The organism is Candidatus Accumulibacter contiguus (assembly GCF_036625285.1).
Classification (GTDB): Bacteria; Pseudomonadota; Gammaproteobacteria; order Burkholderiales; family Rhodocyclaceae; genus Accumulibacter; species Accumulibacter contiguus.
The window spans coordinates 368,142-387,196 of record NZ_JAZKUC010000002.1; the positions used below are offsets into that span (position 1 = coordinate 368,142).

The 19,055-nt window shown below is 63.8% G+C and carries 14 protein-coding genes and 6 pseudogenes; 11 read left to right on the top strand and 9 right to left on the bottom strand.

Translation table 11 applies throughout. The features are described from left to right. The first annotated feature begins 25 nt into the window (after positions 1 to 25). The 6 genes and pseudogenes from V5B59_RS20145 to V5B59_RS20175 form a co-directional block, all read left to right on the top strand. Positions 26 to 811 carry an extracellular solute-binding protein gene (locus tag V5B59_RS20145; protein WP_332352258.1) on the top strand — a complete coding sequence of 262 codons (786 nt, stop codon included), beginning with the start codon at positions 26 to 28 and terminating at the stop codon, positions 809 to 811. After that, positions 808 to 1,305: a hypothetical protein gene (locus tag V5B59_RS20150; RefSeq protein WP_332352259.1), complete on the top strand. Its 498-nt coding sequence runs from the start codon at positions 808 to 810 to the stop codon at positions 1,303 to 1,305. Before V5B59_RS20145 ends, V5B59_RS20150 begins: the two co-directional genes overlap by 4 nt. Next, positions 1,302 to 2,046, top strand: a pseudogene (ugpQ, locus tag V5B59_RS26330) (glycerophosphodiester phosphodiesterase). Before V5B59_RS20150 ends, ugpQ begins: the two are co-directional and overlap by 4 nt. Before the next feature lie 114 nt (positions 2,047 to 2,160). After that, positions 2,161 to 4,807 (top strand): annotated as a pseudogene (gene alaS, locus V5B59_RS20165) (alanine--tRNA ligase). A 37-nt stretch (positions 4,808 to 4,844) separates the two neighbouring features. Beyond that, positions 4,845 to 5,437 (top strand): annotated as a pseudogene (locus tag V5B59_RS26335) (beta-eliminating lyase-related protein); the annotation flags it as partial. A gap of 478 nt (positions 5,438 to 5,915) precedes the next feature. Further along, positions 5,916 to 6,203, top strand: a pseudogene (locus V5B59_RS20175) (NUDIX domain-containing protein); the annotation flags it as partial. A 164-nt stretch (positions 6,204 to 6,367) separates the two neighbouring features. Here V5B59_RS20175 and V5B59_RS20180 read toward each other — a convergent pair. The 7 genes from V5B59_RS20180 to V5B59_RS20210 are packed head-to-tail and all read right to left on the bottom strand — an operon-like array spanning position 6,368 to position 12,591. Then, entirely contained in the window at positions 6,368 to 7,615 is a 1,248-nt protein-coding gene (locus V5B59_RS20180; protein ID WP_034913190.1) for an EAL and HDOD domain-containing protein, read from the bottom strand. A 14-nt stretch (positions 7,616 to 7,629) separates the two neighbouring features. Next, complete coding sequence (locus V5B59_RS20185) at positions 7,630 to 9,009, bottom strand: phosphomannomutase/phosphoglucomutase (RefSeq protein ID WP_169069801.1); 1,380 nt, start codon at positions 9,007 to 9,009, stop codon at positions 7,630 to 7,632. Position 9,010: 1 nt separating this feature from the next. Beyond that, on the bottom strand, positions 9,011 to 9,976 hold the full coding sequence (locus V5B59_RS20190; protein WP_034916983.1) for a hydrolase: 966 nt from the start codon (positions 9,974 to 9,976) through the stop codon (positions 9,011 to 9,013). Beyond that, the gene (locus tag V5B59_RS20195) at positions 9,973 to 10,422 is read right to left on the bottom strand and encodes a YybH family protein (protein WP_034916984.1); all 450 of its coding nucleotides are present in this window, start codon (positions 10,420 to 10,422) and stop codon (positions 9,973 to 9,975) included. The genes V5B59_RS20190 and V5B59_RS20195 overlap by 4 nt, the downstream gene beginning before the upstream one ends. Continuing rightward, positions 10,419 to 11,435, bottom strand: a complete 1,017-nt coding sequence (gene waaF, locus V5B59_RS20200; protein ID WP_034916986.1) for a lipopolysaccharide heptosyltransferase II — start codon at positions 11,433 to 11,435, stop codon at positions 10,419 to 10,421. Before waaF ends, V5B59_RS20195 begins: the two co-directional genes overlap by 4 nt. A gap of 21 nt (positions 11,436 to 11,456) precedes the next feature. Continuing rightward, entirely contained in the window at positions 11,457 to 11,654 is a 198-nt protein-coding gene (locus V5B59_RS20205; RefSeq protein ID WP_034916988.1) for a zinc-finger domain-containing protein, read from the bottom strand. 16 nt (positions 11,655 to 11,670) lie between these two features. Next, positions 11,671 to 12,591, bottom strand: a complete 921-nt coding sequence (locus tag V5B59_RS20210) for a branched-chain amino acid transaminase (RefSeq protein ID WP_034916990.1) — start codon at positions 12,589 to 12,591, stop codon at positions 11,671 to 11,673. 105 nt (positions 12,592 to 12,696) lie between these two features. Between V5B59_RS20210 and V5B59_RS20215 the strand changes: the two genes are divergently transcribed. The 3 genes from V5B59_RS20215 to mnmA are packed head-to-tail and all read left to right on the top strand — an operon-like array spanning position 12,697 to position 14,880. Next, positions 12,697 to 13,152: an NUDIX hydrolase gene (locus V5B59_RS20215; RefSeq protein WP_034916993.1), complete on the top strand. Its 456-nt coding sequence runs from the start codon at positions 12,697 to 12,699 to the stop codon at positions 13,150 to 13,152. Continuing rightward, complete coding sequence (locus V5B59_RS20220) at positions 13,152 to 13,766, top strand: hypothetical protein (protein ID WP_332352263.1); 615 nt, start codon at positions 13,152 to 13,154, stop codon at positions 13,764 to 13,766. The genes V5B59_RS20215 and V5B59_RS20220 overlap by 1 nt, the downstream gene beginning before the upstream one ends. 13 nt (positions 13,767 to 13,779) lie before the next feature. After that, on the top strand, positions 13,780 to 14,880 hold the full coding sequence (gene mnmA / locus V5B59_RS20225; RefSeq protein ID WP_169069802.1) for a tRNA 2-thiouridine(34) synthase MnmA: 1,101 nt from the start codon (positions 13,780 to 13,782) through the stop codon (positions 14,878 to 14,880). A 19-nt stretch (positions 14,881 to 14,899) separates the two neighbouring features. Here the strand turns inward: mnmA and ettA are convergent, their stop codons facing one another. Both ettA and V5B59_RS20235 read right to left on the bottom strand, forming a co-directional pair. Further along, positions 14,900 to 16,564, bottom strand: coding sequence for an energy-dependent translational throttle protein EttA (ettA, locus tag V5B59_RS20230; protein ID WP_169069803.1), 1,665 nt, complete (start codon positions 16,562 to 16,564; stop codon positions 14,900 to 14,902). A gap of 111 nt (positions 16,565 to 16,675) precedes the next feature. Further along, a pseudogene (locus V5B59_RS20235) lies at positions 16,676 to 17,451 on the bottom strand (ferredoxin--NADP reductase). A 99-nt stretch (positions 17,452 to 17,550) separates the two neighbouring features. On the opposite strand from V5B59_RS20235, the pseudogene V5B59_RS20240 reads away from it, so the two are divergent. Together V5B59_RS20240 and V5B59_RS20245 are read left to right on the top strand one after the other, a co-directional pair. Then, a pseudogene (locus tag V5B59_RS20240) lies at positions 17,551 to 18,478 on the top strand (LysR family transcriptional regulator). A 137-nt stretch (positions 18,479 to 18,615) separates the two neighbouring features. After that, entirely contained in the window at positions 18,616 to 19,029 is a 414-nt protein-coding gene (locus V5B59_RS20245; RefSeq protein ID WP_034920387.1) for a CZB domain-containing protein, read from the top strand. The last annotated feature ends 26 nt before the right edge of the window (positions 19,030 to 19,055 follow it).

Below are 19,055 nucleotides of genomic sequence, written 5' to 3' on the forward strand. Positions count from 1 at the left end.
AAACCCGAACTGTTCAAGGATCGGCATGCGTTTACTCAAAATTCTCCCAGCTGCACTGGCATTTGCGCTTGCTGCGCCCTTTTCTTCGTTGACGGCTGCGGCGCCGACAGAAATCGACCTTTCGCATCAGCTTGACGAAGAACGTGCCGAGCGACTCGAGAAACTGGTCGAACGTTTCAACTCGCGGCAGAAGGACTACCAGGTCAAGCTGGTGCGCCGTGTGCAGGGCGAGGCGCCCAAGGACCTCAACCTGGTGACGCGCGAGGAGCAGGCGCGCTTCGTCGCCGCGAAAGCGAATTTCAAACCCTTGCATCAGGTGATGAAGGAAGCGGGCCTGCCCTTCGACGGCGGCAAACTGGCGCCGGAACTGCGTGTCGGCCTGGGCGATGCCAAAGGAAACCTCTTTGCGCTGCCGATCGGGCTGTCGACGCCGGTGCTGTTCATCAACAAGGCGGCCTTCCGCAAGGCCGGTCTCGACCCGGAAAAACCGCCGAAGACCTGGGCCGAGATGCAGAAGGCGGCCGACAAGCTGTTCGACGCCGGCAGCACCTGTCCCTACACCACCTCCTGGCCAGCCTGGGTGCATATCGACAACCTGAGTTCCTGGAACGGCGTCGAGGTGGCCGACGCGAAGGGCAAGCTGAACTTCAACGGCCTGGTCCAGGTCAAGCACACGGCGATGCTGACCACCTGGGCGAAAGGCCCGTTTCTTCATCTATTTCGGCCGTCGCGACGAGGCCGACAACCGCTTTGCCGCGGGCGAGTGCGGCATGCTGACCAGTTCGTCTTCGCTCTACGGCGCGCTGCATGAGAGCCGCAAGGTCGAAGTCGGCGTTTCGTCGCTGCCGTATCACGACGATGTGCCGGGAGCGCCGCAGCAGACGCTGGCCGGCGGGCTACTCGCTGTGGGTCGGCGCCGGCCAGAAGCCGGCCGAGTACAAGGGGGTAGCGCAGTTCGTGAGTTTCCTGATGGAGCCCGACCTGCAGGTCGAACTCAGTGCCGTGGCCGGTTTCCTGCCGATGACCTCGGCGGCCCGTGCCGCCGCGGGCAGCAAGCTGTTGAAGGCCGATACCGCCGGCCTCAATGTCGCTTACGCGCAGTTGCAGGGACCAGGCGCTCTGCGCGTGCTGCGCGTTTCCGAGAATCGAGCGGGTGCGGATCATCACCGAAGAGGAACTCGAAGCCGCCTGGTCCGGCAAGACGCCGGCCAAGCAGGCGCTCGACAACGCTGTCCAGCGGGGCAATGTCTCCTGCTTGCCGGGGCGCCAAAGGCACTGGCACCGGCGCCGCAACGGAAGAAGTGATTGCTCCGCGCCTCGGCTGGTCCTTGCCGCGCGTCTTCGCGCACCGCTGCGGCGGTGCGCTGGCGCCGGAGAACACCCTGGCCGGTCTGCGTATCGCCGCCCGCCTGGGCCTGCGGGCGGTCGAGTTCGACGTGATGCTGTCGGCCGACGCTTCGCCGTGGCTGCTGCACGACGAAACCCTGGCCGCACGACGAACGGCGTCGGCCGGGTATGCGAGACACGCGATGCCGAACTGTGCGTCCTCGACGCCGGTGTTCGCCAGCACCCGGCGTTTGCCGGCGAGCCGCTGCCGACGCTGGCGTCGGCAGCGCTCGTCTGTCGGCAACTGGGTCTGCTGGCCAACGTCGAGATCAAGCCGGCAGCGGGTTTCGAGGCGCTGACCGGCGAGGTCGTCGCGCGCGCGGTGCGTACCCTGTGGGCCGGCGCGACCCGCTGCCGCTGGTCTCGTCGTTCTCCGAAGCGGCCCTGGCGGCGGCGCGCGCGGCCGTCCCGAACTACCGCTCGGTATGCTGTATGAACGCCCGCCGGCGGACTGGCTGCGCGCGTCTTCGGCAGCTCGCGGCAGTGACCCTGCATTGCGACGCCGATTCTCTGAACGACGATCTGCTGCGGGAAGCGCGCGCCGCCGGCATCCGGTGCTCTGCTACACGGTCAATGATCCAGCTGCTTGCGAGCGTGCTCTATCGGCGGGGCGTGGCGGCGGTGTTCAGCGATCGCATCGACTGCGTCGCCGGGGACTAGCTTGGTCGGCCAAGCGCCCGGGGCCTCAGGGCGATCGGCGATTCGGCCGGCGAATCCGACTTTCACGTTAGAATCGCAGCTCCTTGAACGAGCCCCACAGCGGGATGGATCATGATGAAAAGCGCTGAAATCCGCGACAAGTTCCTCAAGTTCTTCGCCTCCAAAGGCCACCAGATCGTTGCCTCGAGTTCGCTGGTGCCGCATGCCGATCCGACGCTGCTGTTCACCAACGCCGGCATGAACCAGTTCAAGGACGTCTTTCTCGGTTTCGACAAGCGGCCCTACCTGCGCGCGACCACTCGCAGAAATGCGTTCGCGCCGGCGGCAAGCACAACGACCTCGAAAACGTCGGCTACACTGCGCGTCACCACACCTTCTTCGAAATGCTCGGCAATTTCTCGTTCGGCGACTACTTCAAGCTCGACGCGATCCGCTACGCCTGGGAACTGCTGGTCGAGGTCTACCAGTTGCCCGCCGACCGCCTGTGGGTCACGGTCTATGCCGAGGACGACGAAGCCTACGACATCTGGACGCGCGAGATCGGTGTGCCGGCCGAGCGGGTGGTGCGCATCGGTGACAACAAGGGTGCGCGCTACGCCTCCGACAACTTCTGGATGATGGGCGACACCGGTCCCTGCGGACCCTGTACGGAAATCTTCTACGACCACGGTGAAGGCATTCCCGGCGGGCCACCGGGATCGCCCGACGAAGAGGGCGACCGTTACATCGAGATCTGGAACAACGTCTTCATGCAGTTCAACCGCGACGAGGCCGGCGTCATGCACCGCTGCCCAAGCCGTCGGTCGATACCGGCATGGGGCTCGAGCGCACGGCCGCGGTGCTGCAGCACGTGCATAGCAATTACGAGATCGACCTGTTCGTCCGCCTGATCGCTGCCGCCGCGCGCGAGACTTCGTCTGCCGACCTCGACAGCCCGTCGCTGCGGGTGCTTGCCGACCACATCCGCGCCTGCGCCTTCCTGATCTCCGACGGCGTGATCCCCGGCAACGAGGGGCGGGGCTACGTCCTGCGCCGCATCATCCGGCGCGCCATCCGGCATGGCTACAAGCTCGGCGCGCGCGCGGCCTTCTTCCACCGCATGCTGCCCGATCTGGTGGTCGAAATGGGCGCTGCCTATCCCGAACTGGCCAGCAACCAGGCGCGCGTCAGCGAGGTGCTGCGGCAGGAAGAGGTCCGTTTCTTCGAGACCATCGAGCACGGCATGAGCATCCTCGAAGGCGAACTCGCGGCGATGCAGGGCAAGCGCAACCGTCTTCAACGGCAAGACCGCCTTCAAGCTGCACGATACCTTCGGCTTCCCGCTCGATCTGACCGCCGACGTCTGCCGCGAGCGCGGCGTCAGCGTCGATGTGGCCGCCTTTGACGCGGCGATGGCGCACCAGAAGGAACAGGCGCGCGCCGCCGGCAAGTTCAGGATGGCCGCGGCGCTCGATTACCAGGGACCGGCGACGACCTTTCATGGTTACGAGGCGACTCGAGTTCAACGGCAAGGTCCTGGCGCTGTACCGCGACGGCAGCCCGGTCGAGCAGCTCAGGGAAGGCGAACTCGGCGTCGTCGTCCTTGACGAAACGCCGTTCTACGCCGAATCGGGCGGCCAGGTCGGCGATCGCGGCGTCTTGCAGGGCGGGCAGGGGATCTTCGCAGTCGAGGACACGCAGAAAATCCAGGCCGCCGTCTTTGGTCATCAGGGCGTCGTCAGGACCGGGCTAATCAGCGTTGGCGACGGCGTTTCCGCCAGGGTGGACGCGCTGGCGCGCGCGCGCACCGTGCGCAACCACTCGGCGACGCACCTGATGCACAAGGCGCTGCGCGAGGTGCTCGGCAGCCATGTACAGCAGAAAGGCTCGCTGGTCGACGCCGAGAAGACGCGCTTCGACTTTGCGCACAATGCGCCGATGACCGCCGACGAAATTCGTCGTGTCGAGCTCATCGTCAATCACGAGATTCTCGCCAATGCTGCGACCGAGGCGCGCGTCATGCCGATCGAGGAAGCACAGCGGTCGGGGGCGATGATGCTCTTCGGCGAGAAATACGGCGACGAAGTGCGCGTGCTGACGATCGGCTCGTCGAAGGAGCTTTGCGGTGGCGTGCACGTCCGGCGCAGCGGTGACATCGGCCTGTTCAAGATCGTCGCCGAAACCGGCGTCGCCGCCGGTATCCGCCGTGTCGAGGCGGTGACCGGTGACACCGCGCTGGTTCTGGTCCAGCATCAGCAGGCGCGTTGAGCGAAATGGCTTTTGAGCTTGGCGTTCAGGCGCCTCTGCGAACGCCGGCCATCGGCTCGCGCAGGTTGTAAAGCTGACAACGTCCGGTCGCTACGAGTTGGAAAAGGATCTCGCCCGTCTCAAAGCAAAGCTCGCCTCGGCGCAGGGCGACGATCTGCTCGCGCAGGCGGTCGAGGTCAAGGGCGCCAGGGTACTCGCCGCGGTCATGGATGGCGCCGACGTCAACGCCTTGCGCTCGACCATCGACAAGCTGCGCGACAAGCTGCAGAGTGCCGCCGTCGTGCTCGCCTCGACCAACGACGGCAAGGTGACGCTGATCGCCGGCGTCACCGCCGATCTGACCGGCAAGGTCAAGGCCGGCGAACTGGTGAACATGGTTGCCCGCCAGGTTGGCGGCAAGGGCGGCGGTCGTCCCGACATGGCGCAGGCCGGCGGCAACGAGCCGGCCAATTTGCCTGTGGCGCTGGCCTCGGTGCGGGCCTGGGTCGAGCAGCGGCTTGTGACCCGGAACTGATGAACGGTTTGCATGAATGCCAAGCCGGAGCCCGGCGATGCAGCACTTTGCCAGTGACAACTACGCCGGCATCTGTCCGGAGGCGCTCGCCGCGCTGCTGGCGGCCAACGACGGGCATGTACGTTCGTATGGCGACGACGAGTGGACGCTGCGCGTGGCCGACCGCCTGCGCGAATTGTTCGAGACCGACTGCGACGTGTACTTCGTCTTCAACGGCACGGCGGCCAATTCGCTGGCGCTGGCGGCGCTGTGCCAGCCTTACCACAGCGTGATCTGCCATCAACTGGCGCACGTCGACACCGACGAATGCGGCGCGCCGCAGTTCTTCTCCAATGGCGCCAAGCTGTTGGCGGTGCCGGCGAGCAGGGCAAGCTGACGCCGGAGGCGATTGTCGAAGTCGTGACCCGGCGCAGTGACATCCACTATCCCAAGCCGAAGGTGGTGACGCTGACGCAGGCAACCGAGGTCGGCACCGTGTATCGTCCCGACGAACTGCAGGCGATCGCCGATACGGCGCGCGCGTATGGCCTGCGCGTGCACATGGACGGCGCCCGCTTTGCCAATGCCGTCGCCGGTCTCGGCCTGAGTCCGGCCGAAGTGAGCTGGCGGGCCGGCGTCGATGTGCTGTGCTTTGGCGGCACCAAGATGGGCCTGCCGGTCGGCGAGGCCGTCGTCTTTTTCGACCGCAAGCTGTCGGACGATTTGCCTATCGCTGCAAACAGGCCGGCCAACTGGCGTCGAAGATGCGCTTCCTGTCCGCCCCCTGGCTCGGAATCCTCGAAAACGGTGCCTGGTTGCGGCACGCCGCGCACGCCAATGCCATGGCGCGACGGCTGGCGGCTGGTCTGGCCGAAGGCACTGGCCTGCCGGCGCTGTTCCCGGTGCAGGCCAACGGCGTTTTCGTGCGCTGCCCGGCCGTATCGAGGCCGGCCTGCGCGCGCGCGGCTGGTTGTTCTACAACTTCATCGGCTGGCGGCGCGCGTTTCATGTGTGGCTGGGATACCGCGCCGGAGACCGTCGATCGCCTGCTCGCCGACATCCGCGAGTTGGCCGCGGAATCCGCTTGAGCACCTGGCGTTTCTGTCCGCTCTGCGGCGCCGGGTTGGAGATGCGCGCGGTCGGTGGTCTGCCGCGGCTCCATTGCCATGCCGACTGCGGTTTCGTGCATTGGGACAATCCGGCGCCGGTGCTGGCGGCGCTGGTCGAATACCGGGAGCACATCGTGCTGGCGCGCAACCACGCCTGGGCTGCCGGTGCTTTCGGCTTGATCACGGGTTTTCTCGAGCGCGACGAGGCGCCGGCTGCCGGCGTCGCGCGTGAGGTCAGGGAAGAACTCGGCCTCGACGCCACGGCGGTGACGCTGATCGGCGTCTATCCGTTTGCGCGCAAACACGAAGTGATCATTGCCTACCATGTACTCGCCGATGGCGAGATCCGGCTGAACGAGGAACTTGCCGAGATTCCGGCTGATCGCCCCAGAAAAGCTCAAGGCCTGGGACTTTCGGGACCGGCCTGGCGGTCAGCGACTGGCTGGAGCGTCACGGGGTTTAGTGGTTTGGTCTACTCGCTGCCGCCGTTCAACCAGCGTAGCGCGACGCTCAGGCAGGTATTCAGGGTGAGATGGTCGAAGTGGCCGGGCAGGGCTGACAGCAGTTGGTCACAGCCCGGCGCATCGTCGTTGTCGAAGCACTCAAGGAGCGCCAGGATGTTCCCGAGCAGACCGCCATGCTCGCAGAGCGCGCTGCGCACTTCGCGTTCAACGGCAATCTGTTCGAGGATTTCCTCGATCGGCAGGCTGAGCGCTATCGGCATCATCGACAGGATGCCGGTGATGAAAGCCAGGTCGCCCAAATGTCGATGATTGCCTGGCGGACCAAGCTCGATCAACAACTCCATCATGCGGCCACGCAGGGCGGCAACCTGCAGCAGTGGTGAGCGGGATGGATCGGCCGCGTGGCTTGGGGCCAGCAGGAGCAGCGACAACCAGCGCTGCAACTGGCGGCGTCCGAACAGGGTGATCGCATGCCGCAGCGAGGTCACCGGCTGCGCGAGGCGGCTACCGCGGCATCCGACCGAGTTGACCACCCGCAGCAGGTTGAGCGTCAGCGCGGGCTCGTGCTTGAAGGCATCCTCGATCAGCGCAGTCTCGACATCGCGTCCGACGAGGTTGACCAGGCGAATCAGTGCCGCCTGCGAGGCCGAGAGGCGGCGACCTCTGACGATTTCGGCCTGCGCGAAGTAGCGGCCCTGAAATAGTTCGAAACCGAGGTTGCGACAATGCTCCATCTGTTCGCGGCTGGTGACGCCCTGTGCCAGCAGCTTGATCGGCAGCTTGCGCAGCGAGCCGGCGAGGTCCCGGAGTTGGCCTGCCTCGGCAGCGACAAGGTCGATCTTGATGACCTCGACCATCGGCAACAGTGGCCGGCTGCGGTCGTCGATGCCGCGGTAGTCGGTCAGCGCCAGCGCATAGCCGCGCGCGCGCAGGCTCTGGCAACGCGTCAGCGTCGCTTTGTCGGCGACGCCGTCGAGCAACAGTTCGAGGACCACGCTGGCCGGCGGCAGCAACTCGATGGCCTCCTGGTGCAGAAAGTCGGCATCGATAGCGATGAACGCGCAATGGTTGCCAAGCGCACTCTGCATGCCCAGTTCGGAATAGGCCGCACACAGCGCGGCCGTAGCAACGGGGCCACTGTCGGTGGTCGTGGCGCTGCTGCGGAACGATAACTGGTAGCCGGCCAGTTCCTGCTGCCGGTTCAGGATCGGCTGTCGGAACAGGAAGGCGTTCCTGAGGGATTGATCGTCTGTCATCGGGGCGCAGCGCCTCAGAACGGCAGTACCAGACCGGGGCGAGCGGCGTTGAGGACGCGGCGAAAATCGGCCTGAATACGTTCAAGGGCCTGGCTGTCGTCGGCCTCGAACCGGAGCACGACCACCGGTGTGGTGTTCGACGGCCGCGCCAGTCCGAAGCCATCGGCATACTCGACGCGCAAGCCGTCGATGCTGATGATCTCGCGTGCCCCTTCGAAGTGCGCCTGCCGCCGCAGTTCGTCGATCAGCGCCAGGGGTTCGCCTTCCTGCATGGCGATGTTCAGTTCCGGGGTTGAACTGCTGTCGGGCAGGGCCTTCAGCACGCTGTTGGCATCGACTGCGCGGGAGAGGATCTCGAGCAGCCGGGCGCCGGCGTAGAGGCCATCGTCGAAGCCGAACCAGCGTTCCTTGAAGAACATGTGGCCGCTCATTTCGCCGGCCAAGGGTGCACCGGTTTCCTTGAGCTTGGCCTTGACCAGCGCGTGCCCGGTCTTCCACATCAGCGCTTCGCCACCATGCTGGCGGATCCATGGCGCCAGCAGGCGTGTGCATTTGACGTCGTAGATGATCGCCTGGCCTGGGCAGCGGTCGAGCACGTCAGCGGCAAAGAGCATCAGTTGACGATCGGGGTAGATGATCTCGCCGTCGCGGGTGACGACACCGAGGCGGTCACCATCGCCGTCGAAAGCGAGTCCGAGTTCGGCGCCGGTGCTGCCGAGCGCCTCGATGACATCTCGCAGGTTCTCTGGTTTCGAGGGATCGGGGTGATGGTTCGGAAAATTGCCATCTACCTCGCAGAACAGTTCCACCAGCTCACATCCCAGCGCGCGAAAGAGCTGCGGGGCGAGGCCGCCGGCGACGCCGTTGCCGCAGTCGATGACGATCTTCATTGGCCGCGCCAGGCGGACGTCGCCGGTGATGCGCGCGAGGTAGGCAGATTGGACGTCGGCGCTGCTGGCCTGGCCGGCAGCGTGGCTGAGCCGGCCGGCGTCGACACGTTGCCGGATGCCCTGAATCGTTTCGCCAGCCAGCGTTTCGCCGCCGATGACCATTTTCAGGCCATTATAGTCGGGTGGATTGTGGCTGCCGGTGACGGCAACGCAACTCTGACAACCAAGTTCATGCGCCGCGAAGTAGACCACCGGTGTCGGCACGCAGCCGACGTCGATGCTGTCGATGCCGGCCATGCGAATGCCTTCCATCAGCGCCGAAGACAGCTCCGGTCCCGACAGGCGGCCGTCACGGCCCACCGCGATCGCGCGTTGGCCGCGCTCGACGGCCAGCGAACCGAGGCCATGGCCGATGCGCCGGACGATGTCTGCGGTCAGGGTCTTGCCGACGATGCCGCGAATGTCGTAGGCCTTGAAGATTTCGGCGGGCAGGGGAGCGTGCATGTCAAACCTCGTGCTGAAAGTAGTCAAGAATGCGCTGTGGCAGCCAGTCGAGTCGCCCCGGCAGGCTGCCGGTGACAAAACCCACATGGCCACCCTGACGCGGGAACTCCAGCTGCACGCAGGCAGCAACCTGGCGGGCAGTGGGCAGAGCCCGTGCCGGCAGGAAAGGGTCGTTCTGGGCATTGAGCAGCAGCGTCGGCAGCCGGATGCCGGACAGCCAGGGTTTGCTGGAGGCTCTCCGCCAATAGTCGTCGGCGCCGGCAAAGCCGTGCAGTGGTGCCGTGACGACTTCGTCGAATTCATGAAGGTTGCTGGCCGCGCGCATCCGCCGTTCGTCGAACAGGCCGGGATAGTTGCGCAGTTTGTCAGCGGCATGACGCTTGAGGGTGCGCAGAAAGTGCCTGGTATAGATGCGGTTGAAACCGCTGGCGAGTGCGTGGCCGCAAGCACTCAGGTCGAGCGGTGCGCTGATCGCGGCGGCGGCCTGCAGGGTGTCGGCGGCGAGCGCCTGGCGTTCGCCGAGCCATTTCAGCAGGGCATTGCCGCCCAGCGAGACGCCAACCGCGTAGCGCGGGTGGCTTGGAAAAAGCGCCTGCAGACGCCGCAGGATCCAGTCGATCTCGTCGCTGTCGCCGGAGTGGTAGGCGCGAGGCAGGCGATTGCTCTCACCCGAACAACCCCGGAAATTCACCACCACGCCTGCCCAGCCGATGGTCGCGGCCGCGCGCATCAGGGTGATCGCGTAATGGCTGACGGAACTGCCTTCAAGACCATGAAAAAGCACCAGCAAGGGTCGATCATCCGGGATGGCTGATGGAGTAACGTTCCAGTCGAGATCGATGAAGTCGCCATCCGGCGTCTCCCAGCGTTGCCGGTGGTAGGGCAGGGGATCGGGTTGGATCAGCAGGGGGTAGAGGGTCTGGGCGTGGCCACCGGGCAGCCAGCGCGGTGCACGGTAGCAACTCAATGCAGGGTCCGCGGCATCTTGGTGCTGCCTTCGTCGGCGCTGCCGCTGTTCGTCAGGTCCCGGTCGGCCGCGGTCGAGGAGTGGTGCGAGAGCAAACGCCAACCACTGGCACCGCGCTGGAAGACATTGGTCGCCAGCATCGGCCCGTGCGGTTTGCGCTCTTCACCGATGTACAGCGTTTCGACGACGTTGTGCACCGACAGCAGCATGCCGTTCCAGCGAATACCGCGCGACAGGCGCACCATCAGGCGTGGGTTGTTGGCGAAAATGCTGCGCCAGCTTTCGCGGATCGCATCGGTCCCGGTCAGGCGCTGGCCGGTCGGGTGGATGCAGACGATTTCTTCATCGTCGGCCCAGACGCTCATCAGGGCGCCCAGATCGGCACGTGCGATGGCCTCGTAGAAGGCCGTTTCGACGTCCTCAGGGGTGGCAAAAATGATGATCATGCAATCGCCTTGGTCAGGCAGGCGTCGAGAACGCGCTGCGGGTCGAGCTTGTTCAGGCAGTCGAGATGGCCCAGCGGACAGGTGCGCTGGAAGCAGGGGCTGCAGTCGAGATCCTGACTGATGATCTTTGCCCGTACCGAGAGAGGCGGTGTGAAGCCGGGCGATGAGGAGCCGTAGAGGGCAATCAGCGGTCGGTCGAGGGCGGCGGCGACGTGCATCAGCCCTGAATCGTTGCAGACGACAAATGCAGCCGCGGCCAGCAGGTCGATGGCCTGGGTCAGCGAGGTGGCACCACAGAGGTTGTGGGGTCGTCTGGCCAGGTCGGTGAGGTCGACGATCTGGTTGCCGATGGCCCGGTCTTTCGGCGAACCGAGCAGCCAGACCGCGTAGCCCTGGTCTGCCAGGGCGTTGGCGAGAGTGGCGAAATGCCTTGCCGGCCAGCGCTTGGCCGGACCATATTCGGCGCCGGGGCAGAACACCGCCAGCTTTTCGGGTAGCTCGATGCCGAGCGATGCCAGAGTCGCAGCACGTTGCCAACTGTCGGAGTGCAGGCGCGGCAGTGGTAAGGGTCTTGGCAGCGCCGTCCCGGGTGCCTCGGCGAGTTGCGCAAAGCGCTCGGCCATCTGTGGTAGCTGCGCTTTGTTCAGCGTGTGCCGGCGGTTGATCAGCCCGTAGCGGCTTTCGCCGACGAAACCGATGCGCTCGGGAATGTCGGCAAAAAACGGAATCAGCGCCGATTTGATCGAATTGGGCAGAATGTAGGCGCGCTGGTAGCCGCCCTGTGCCAACTGGCGAGCCAGCCGGTGCCGCGCTTTCAGCGACAGATCTCCGTGTGCGAAGGGGCTGTCGATGAGTTTCGTGATCTCCGGCATACGTTCGAGGACCGGTGCGACCCAGCGGGGTGCCAGAGCGTCAAGCTGCAGGCACGGGGTCCGCTCGTGCAGGCGCATGAACAGCGGTTGCGCCAGCACCGTGTCGCCAATCCAGGACGGGGCGACGATGAGTGCTTTCATGATCGGCTGTTCAGTCGCCGATCAGTGGTGCCCCTTCGGCAACTCCCCCTTGAGGACGTAGTGCGCGCTGCAGTAGGGACAGACGACTTCTCCGCCATGCGTGATGTCGAGAAAGACGCGCGGATGCCTGGCCCACAGCGGTGCATCCTTGGTCGGACAGTGCAAGGGGAGGTCCTGAGCGGTGACCTCGATGGGCTTCTGCGGGGTGTTCTGAGACATGGTGGCAACCTTGAGGTTAGACGTAGGCAAGCCAGTCTGCATGCGCGGGTAGGCGGCCGTTCACGCAGTCAAAGAAGAGATTCTGGATGCTGGTGGTGATCGGGCCGCGGTGGCCGGCACCGATCTGGCGATTGTCGAGTTCGCGAATCGGCGTCACTTCGGCAGCCGTGCCGGTAAAGAAGGCTTCGTCGGCGCAATATACTTCGTCACGGGTGATCCGTTTTTCGATGACCGGAATGCCCAGCTCATCGGCCAGCTGCAGGACCGAGGCGCGGGTGATGCCTTCGAGGCAGGAGGTCAGATCCGGGGTATATAGCTTGCCTTTCTTGACGATGAAAACGTTCTCGCCGGCTCCTTCGGCCACATAGCCGTCGACGTCGAGCAGCAAGGCCTCGTCGTAACCGTCGTGCGCCACCTCCTGGTGGGCAAGGATCGAGTTGGTATAGGTACCGACGGACTTCGAGCGGCACATATTGACATTCACATGATGGCGGGTGAAAGACGAGGTTTTGACGCGGATGCCCTTTTCCATCCCATCGGCACCGAGGTAGGCACCCCATGGCCAGGCAGCGATGGCCACGTGCGTACTCACCGCGGTAGCGGCGATGCCCATCGCCTCGGAGCCATAGAAGACGATCGGCCGGATGTAGCAGGATTCGAGCTGATTGGCGCGCACTACTTCCTTCTGCGCTTCGAGCAGGGTTTCCCGGTCATACGGCATCTTCATCTGAAAGATGTAGGCCGAGTTGAACAGGCGGTCGGTATGTTCCTTGAGACGAAAAATCGCGGTGCCCTTTTCGGCCTTGTAGGCGCGGATTCCCTCGAAAACCCCCATGCCATAGTGCAGGGTGTGCGTCAGCACATGCGTTGTGGCTTGGCGCCATGGCACCAGCTTGCCGTCGTACCAGATGAAGCCGTCGCGATCTGCCATGGACATGGTGTTCTCTCCCTTTGCCGGAAATCCTGAAGCAGAAATTCTAGCCGATTTCGCCCCCCGGTTGGCGGTAAAATGGTCCTATTACCGCTCTGCAAGGCTTCTGCCATGGTCTGGAAACCCAACGTCACCGTCGCTGCGGTGCTCGAACGCAATGGTCGCTTCCTGCTCGTCGAGGAGGAAACGGAATACGGTATCTGTTACAACCAGCCGGCAGGCCATCTGGAATGCGGCGAGTCGCTGATCGGGGCGGTGGTCCGCGAAACCCTCGAGGAAACGGCTTATACCCTGACACCGCAATACCTGATCGGGGTCTACAACTACCGTAACGAGGCCCGGGATGTGAGCTACCTGCGCTTTGCCTTCGGCGGCGAAATCACGGCTCACGATCCCCGGCGAGCACTCGACGACGGCATCCTGGCGGCGCACTGGCTGACGCTCGATGAAATCCGGGAGCGCCAGATGCAGCACCGCAGTCCGCTGGTTCTCCTGTGCATCCAGGACTGGCTGGCCGGCAGGCGCTATCCGCTCGAACTGTTGCACCAGCATACATGCGCTGGCTGATGTCATTGCTGCTGATCGGCCTGGCGCCGGCGGTGTCGGCTGATTCGCTGAGCGTCTGTTACAACTACGATTGTCTGGCCGAGGCAGAGGTGAACTACGGCGCCGAGCAGTTGACGCGGGTGCGTGACCTGCTCGGCGTCGCCCGGAACGCGGCCGAGGAGCGCGAAAGACTGTCGCTGGCCATTGGCTGGCTACTCGGCTGGGCGGGCGAGCAGACACCCATTTCGGCGGACCGCGGTGGCAACTTTGCCGACGATGGCGTCTTCGGGCGGATGGACTGCATCGATCACTCGACGACCACGACGCGCCTGCTGCGGCTGCTGGAAAGTCATCGCTGGCTGTCTTTCCACCGTGTTCTCGAGCCGGTGCGACGAGTGCTCTATCTGTTCGAAGTCCACTATTCGGCACAGATCGAGGAAATCGAGTCGCTGACGACAGCGTCCGCGCTGGCTGCGGCGCCGGCGCGTTATGTCGTTGACAGCTGGTTTCGCGACAACGGTCGCCCGGCGGTGGTGATGGCACTGCCGAGCTGGCTCGACGGCCAGGGTTGGGAAGAGAGTGGAGTGTCTGTGGTCGCCGGCGGGCTCGGCGATGGCTCGCCGATCGAACACTAGCAGGGATACGAAAATGAACAAGGGAAAGACTGTCGTTGTCGGATTGTCCGGCGGTGTGGATTCGTCGGTAGCTGCCTGGCTGCTCAAGGAACAGGGATGGCATGTGGTCGGCCTGTTCATGAAGAACTGGGAAGACGACGATAGCGACGAGTATTGCTCATCGCGCCAGGATCTGATCGATGTGATCAGCGTTGCCGACCGGCTCGGCATCGAGGTCGAAGTGCTGAACTTCGCGAGAGAATACAAGGAACGCGTTTTTGCGCACTTCCTTGAGGAATACCAGGCCGGTCGCACGCCGAATCCGGATGTGCTGTGCAACTCCGAGATCAAGTTCAGCGCTTTTCTCGAGTACGCCCAGAAGATTGGTGCAGAGCGTATCGCTACCGGTCATTACGCCGGCGTGCGCGAGTTCCAGGGCGCCTGGCAGTTGCTCAAGGCCGAGGACGGGACCAAGGACCAGAGCTATTTTCTGTACCGTCTCGATCAGCAGCAACTGGCGAAGACACTATTCCCCCTGGCCGGCTTGTACAAGCGGGAAGTTCGCAGGATTGCCGAGGCGGCTGGTCTGCATGTCGCACTCAAAAAGGATTCGACCGGCATCTGCTTCATCGGTGAGCGACCGTTCAAGGATTTCCTGATGCGTTATCTGCCTCGCAGCAAGGGTGAAATTCGTTGTCTCGACGACGACCGCGTGCTTGGCGAACACGATGGGGTGGCCTACCACACCATCGGCCAGCGCAAGGGTCTGCACATTGGCGGTGTCAAGGGCGGCAGGAGCGGCGACAGCGGTGACCATGACGCCTGGTTCGTGGCCCGCAAGGATGTCGCCGAAAACGTCCTCTACGTCGTACAGGGGCACACCCATCCGGCCCTGCTGGCCGACGAAGTGAGCGCCTGGGATTTGTCCTGGGTGGCCGGTGAAGCGCCGCATACGCACTGGGTGTACACCGCCAAAACGCGCTACCGGCAGGCCGATGCCGCCTGCGAGATCGAGCGGGTCGGCGCCGACGCCTGCCTGATCCGATTTGCCGAGCCACAATGGGCGATCACGCCGGGGCAGTCGGTAGTGATCTACGAGAGCCGCGTTTGCCTCGGGGGTGGTGTGATCGCTTGAGCCGAGTACCGGCACTCCCCTATCGCGTGATCGGCTTGTAGCGAATCCGTCTGGGCTTCGTCGCTTCCTCGCCGAGCCGGCGCTTCTTGTCTTCCTCGTACTCGTGATAGTTGCCGCTGAAGAAGGTCCATTGTGAATCGCCTTCGCAGGCTAGGATATGCGTGCAGATACGGTCGAGGAACCAGCGGTCGTGGGAAATCACCAGTACGCTGCCGGCAAATTCGAGCAGGGCGTCTTCGAGTGCGCGCAGCGTTTCGACGTCCAGGTCGTTTGATGGTTCGTCGAGCAGCAGGACGTTGCCGCCGGCGATCAGGGTCTTGGCCATGTGCAGACGGCCGCGTTCGCCGCCCGAGAGCTGGCCGACACGCTTTTGCTGGTCGCCACCCTTGAAGTTGAAGCGGCCGATGTAGGCGCGCGCCGGGGTCTCATAGCGACCGACGGTGAGCACCTCGGCACCGCCGGAGACCTCCTCGAAAACGCTCTTGTCGCCGTCGAGACAATCGCGGCTCTGGTCGACGTAGGCCAGCTTGACGGTGTTGCCGATCTCGATCTCGCCCGAATCGGGCTGCTCCTTGCCGATCAGCATCCGGAACAGCGTCGATTTACCGGCGCCGTTCGCGCCGATGATGCCGACGATTGCGCCCGGCGGCACGCTGAAGCTGAGTTTGTCGAGCAGCAGACGGTCGCCGAAAGACTTGCTGACCTCCCTGAATTCGATCACCTTGCTGCCGAGACGTTCGCCGACTGGAATGAAGATCTCCTGCGTTTCGTTACGCTTCTGATATTCGACGTTCGACAGCTCCTCGAAACGCGAGAGCCTCGCCTTGCTCTTGGCCTGGCGCGCTTTCGGGTTCTGGCGCACCCATTCGAGTTCCTGCTTCATCGCCTTGATGCGGCCAAGCTCCTGCCGACCCTCGGTTTCCAGGCGTGCTTCCTTCTGTTCGAGCCAACTCGAATAGTTGCCCTTCCAGGGGATGCCGTGGCCGCGGTCGAGTTCGAGGATCCATTCGGCGGCATTGTCGAGAAAATAGCGGTCGTGAGTGACGGCGACCACCGTGCCGGGGAAACGCACCAGGAACTGCTCCAGCCATTCGACCGATTCGGCGTCGAGATGGTTGGTCGGTTCGTCGAGCAGCAACATGTCCGGCTTCGACAGCAGCAGTTTACACAGCGCGACTCGCCGCTTCTCGCCACCGGAAAGATTGCCGATCAGTGCGTCCCAGGCTGGCAGGCGCAGCGCGTCGGCAGCGAGTTCGAGCTGGCTGTCGAGGTCCGAACCGGCGCTGGCGATGATCGCTTCGAGGCGGGCTTGTTCCTCGGCCAAATGGTCGAAATCGGCGTCAGGCTCGGCGTAGGCCGCGTAGACCTCTTCGAGCCTGGCTTGCGCCTGAAAGGCTTCGCCGAGGCCGGATTCGACTTCCTGGCGGACGGTCTTCTCGGCATCAAGCTGCGGTTCCTGCGGCAGGTAGCCGATGTGCAGATTGGGCATCGGCGTCGCTTCGCCGATGATGTCCTTGTCGACTCCCGCCATGATGCGCAGCACCGTCGACTTTCCCGAGCCATTGAGGCCGAGCAGGCCGATCTTGGCGCCAGGGAAAAAGGAGAGCGAGATGTCCTTGATGATCTGGCGCTTGGGCGGGACGATCTTGCCCACGCGGTTCATCGTGAATACATATTGAGCCATGGCAGTCGATTCAGGGGTGGTGGTTGGCGAACGCAAAGCGTCTCAAGGAGCACCAGTCTACCCGAGACTGGCGGCCAATGGCTCGCCTCTGCATCGACGATTTCAGCGCATCTACTTGTCGACGAAAGCCCGCTCGATCACATAATCCCCCTGGGCGCCGATGTACGGCGAAACCTGGAAGCCGCGCTGTCGAGCAGGGCGCAGCAGTCCTTGATCATCGCCGGGCTGCCGCAGACCATCGCGCGGTCGCGCGCCGGGTCGAACGGTGGCAGGCCAATGTCGGCTGAACAGGCGGCCGCTGTCGACCAGTTGCGTGATGCGGCCCTGGTGGCGGAAGGGTTCGCGGGTCACCGTCGGGTAGTAGATCAGCTTGTCGCGCACCAGATCGGCGAAAAATTCGTGACTCGGCAACTCCTCGCTGATGAACTCGCTGTAAGCCAGATCCTTGATCCAGCGAACACCGTGGATCAGCACCACCTTTTCGAAACGCTCGTAGTCTCGGGGTCCTGGATCAGGCTGATGAACGGCGCGAGGCCCGTGCCGGTGGCCAGCAGATAGAGATTCTGGCCGGGGCGCAGGTCGCGCAGCACCAGCGTGCCGGTCGGCTTGCGGCTGACCACGACCTCGTCACCGACCGCCAGGTGTTGCAGTTTCGAGGTCAGCGGGCCGTCGGGGACCTTGATGCTGAAGAACTCGAGGTAGTCGTCGTGGTTGGCGCTGGCGATGCTGTAGGCACGCGTCAGCGGACGCCCCTCCTGCGGCAGGCCGATCATCACGAATTGTCCGTTGATGAAGCGCAGCGCGGGGTCGCGCGTGGTGCGAAAACTGAACAGGGTTTCGTTCCAGTGATGAACCGAAAGGACGCGTTGGGCGGAATAATTGCTCATGGCCTGGACCCTGCTGTGCGATTGATGCGAATTATCGTAGTTGCTCATGCTATATTTGTAAAACCGATTTTTTGAATAAAGTATATCTGCAAAATAGATATGAGATTCACCTTGCGCCAGATCGAGCGTGTTTGTGGCGGTCGCTCGCCACGAGAGCGTCTCGCGTGCTGCCGCAGAGCTTGCGCTGTCGCAGTCAGCGACCAGCACGGCGCTTGCCGAACTCGAACGACAATACGACACGCAACTTTTCGACAGGTTCGGCAAGACCTTGCATCTCAACGAACTCGGACAGGGGCTGCTGCCGCAGGCGGTCGAACTGATCGAGCGGGCGGCGGCGATCGAAAGCGTGCTCGAAGGTCGCGCCGGCTACGGCAAACTGCGCATCGGCGCGACGCTGACCATCGGCAACTACCTGGCGACGCTGATCGTCGCCGACTTCCTCAAACGCCACCCCGAGAGCACGCTGCAATTGAGCGTGCACAACACTGCCACGATCATCGATCAACTGGCGCGCCACGAACTCGATCTGGGCTTGATCGAAGGATCATGCCGGCACCCCGATCTGGTCGTCGAACCCTGGGTGGCAGACGAACTGGTGGTGTTCTGTGCGCCCGAGCATCCGCTGGCGGGGCAGGGCAGGGCAACGCTGGCCGAACTGGCCGAACAGGCATGGATCGTTCGCGAACCTGGATCGGGAACGCGCGAGACCCTCGACCAGGCGCTGCGCCATCAGCATTTCGCCTTGCACGTCCGGCTGGAACTGGAGCATACCGAAGCGATCAAGCGCGCCGTCGAGTTCGGTCTCGGCATTGGCTGCATCTCTCGCCTGGCCTTGCGCGAGGCCTTCCGGCGCGGCAGCCTGGTGGCCATCGAGACACCCGAACTCGACCTGCGCCGGCACTTCCACTTCCTCTGGCACCGTCGCAAGTTCCAGACCGCAGGTCTGCGCGAGTTCATCGCCCTCTGTCGAACGATGACCGCAGGCATCGAGCGCAGCGAGCAGATCGAGTGGTCGTTCATTCCCTAAGCTCTCAGGGGCGAATCACGGCGCCGCTTGCCGACGACTGCTCTTCGGTCAGACGGCACATCGTCCAGGGATGTAGAATAGGAAAAAATCAAACAGCTCGGTGGCCCGGCAGGTGGGCACGCAACGGAGGAGAAGCAGTGGACAGTGTGGCGAACATTGAAGAGGCGATTGGCGCACATTCCCGGTGGATGTCGCAGCTCAGGGAGGTTGTTTTTGAAGCGCACCCTGGCGTCGATGTGGAAAGCATCCGGGCGGCTGACCAATGTGAATTTGGCAAATGGTTGCACGGTCCCGCCTGGTCCGCAGAAGAACAACAATCAGACGATTACCAGGAAGTCAGCCGATTGCATACCGAGTTTCATGAACTGGCTGCGCAAGTGGTCGAGCTGGCAGCTTCCGGCAAGAAAAACGAGGCCTATGCCTTGTTCTACGGCGAATACGTCACGATGTCCGGAAGACTCGCCCTTGCCCTGCGGGCCTGGCAGGACAGGCTTACCGTGAAAGCCCGGGAAACAAAGACAAACACAGACCTCCCGCCGTCAGCAGGATAGTCAAGTAAAGCGATGGCTGGTCAGGC

Bases quoted from the DNA above. Each gene is read 5' to 3' on its own strand.
- waaF (WP_034916986.1), bottom strand. From the start codon at position 11,435: ATGAAAGCACTCATCGTCGCCCCGTCCTGGATTGGCGACACGGTGCTG.
- V5B59_RS20185 (WP_169069801.1), bottom strand. From the start codon at position 9,009: ATGCACGCTCCCCTGCCCGCCGAAATCTTCAAGGCCTACGACATTCGC.
- V5B59_RS20215 (WP_034916993.1), top strand. From the start codon at position 12,697: ATGGTCTGGAAACCCAACGTCACCGTCGCTGCGGTGCTCGAACGCAAT.
- V5B59_RS20180 (WP_034913190.1), bottom strand. From the start codon at position 7,615: ATGACAGACGATCAATCCCTCAGGAACGCCTTCCTGTTCCGACAGCCG.
- mnmA (WP_169069802.1), top strand. From the start codon at position 13,780: ATGAACAAGGGAAAGACTGTCGTTGTCGGATTGTCCGGCGGTGTGGAT.
- V5B59_RS20220 (WP_332352263.1), top strand. From the start codon at position 13,152: ATGTCATTGCTGCTGATCGGCCTGGCGCCGGCGGTGTCGGCTGATTCG.
- V5B59_RS20145 (WP_332352258.1), top strand. From the start codon at position 26: ATGCGTTTACTCAAAATTCTCCCAGCTGCACTGGCATTTGCGCTTGCT.
- V5B59_RS20195 (WP_034916984.1), bottom strand. From the start codon at position 10,422: ATGATCATCATTTTTGCCACCCCTGAGGACGTCGAAACGGCCTTCTAC.
- V5B59_RS20150 (WP_332352259.1), top strand. From the start codon at position 808: ATGAGAGCCGCAAGGTCGAAGTCGGCGTTTCGTCGCTGCCGTATCACG.
- V5B59_RS20210 (WP_034916990.1), bottom strand. From the start codon at position 12,591: ATGTCCATGGCAGATCGCGACGGCTTCATCTGGTACGACGGCAAGCTG.
- V5B59_RS20205 (WP_034916988.1), bottom strand. From the start codon at position 11,654: ATGTCTCAGAACACCCCGCAGAAGCCCATCGAGGTCACCGCTCAGGAC.
- ettA (WP_169069803.1), bottom strand. From the start codon at position 16,564: ATGGCTCAATATGTATTCACGATGAACCGCGTGGGCAAGATCGTCCCG.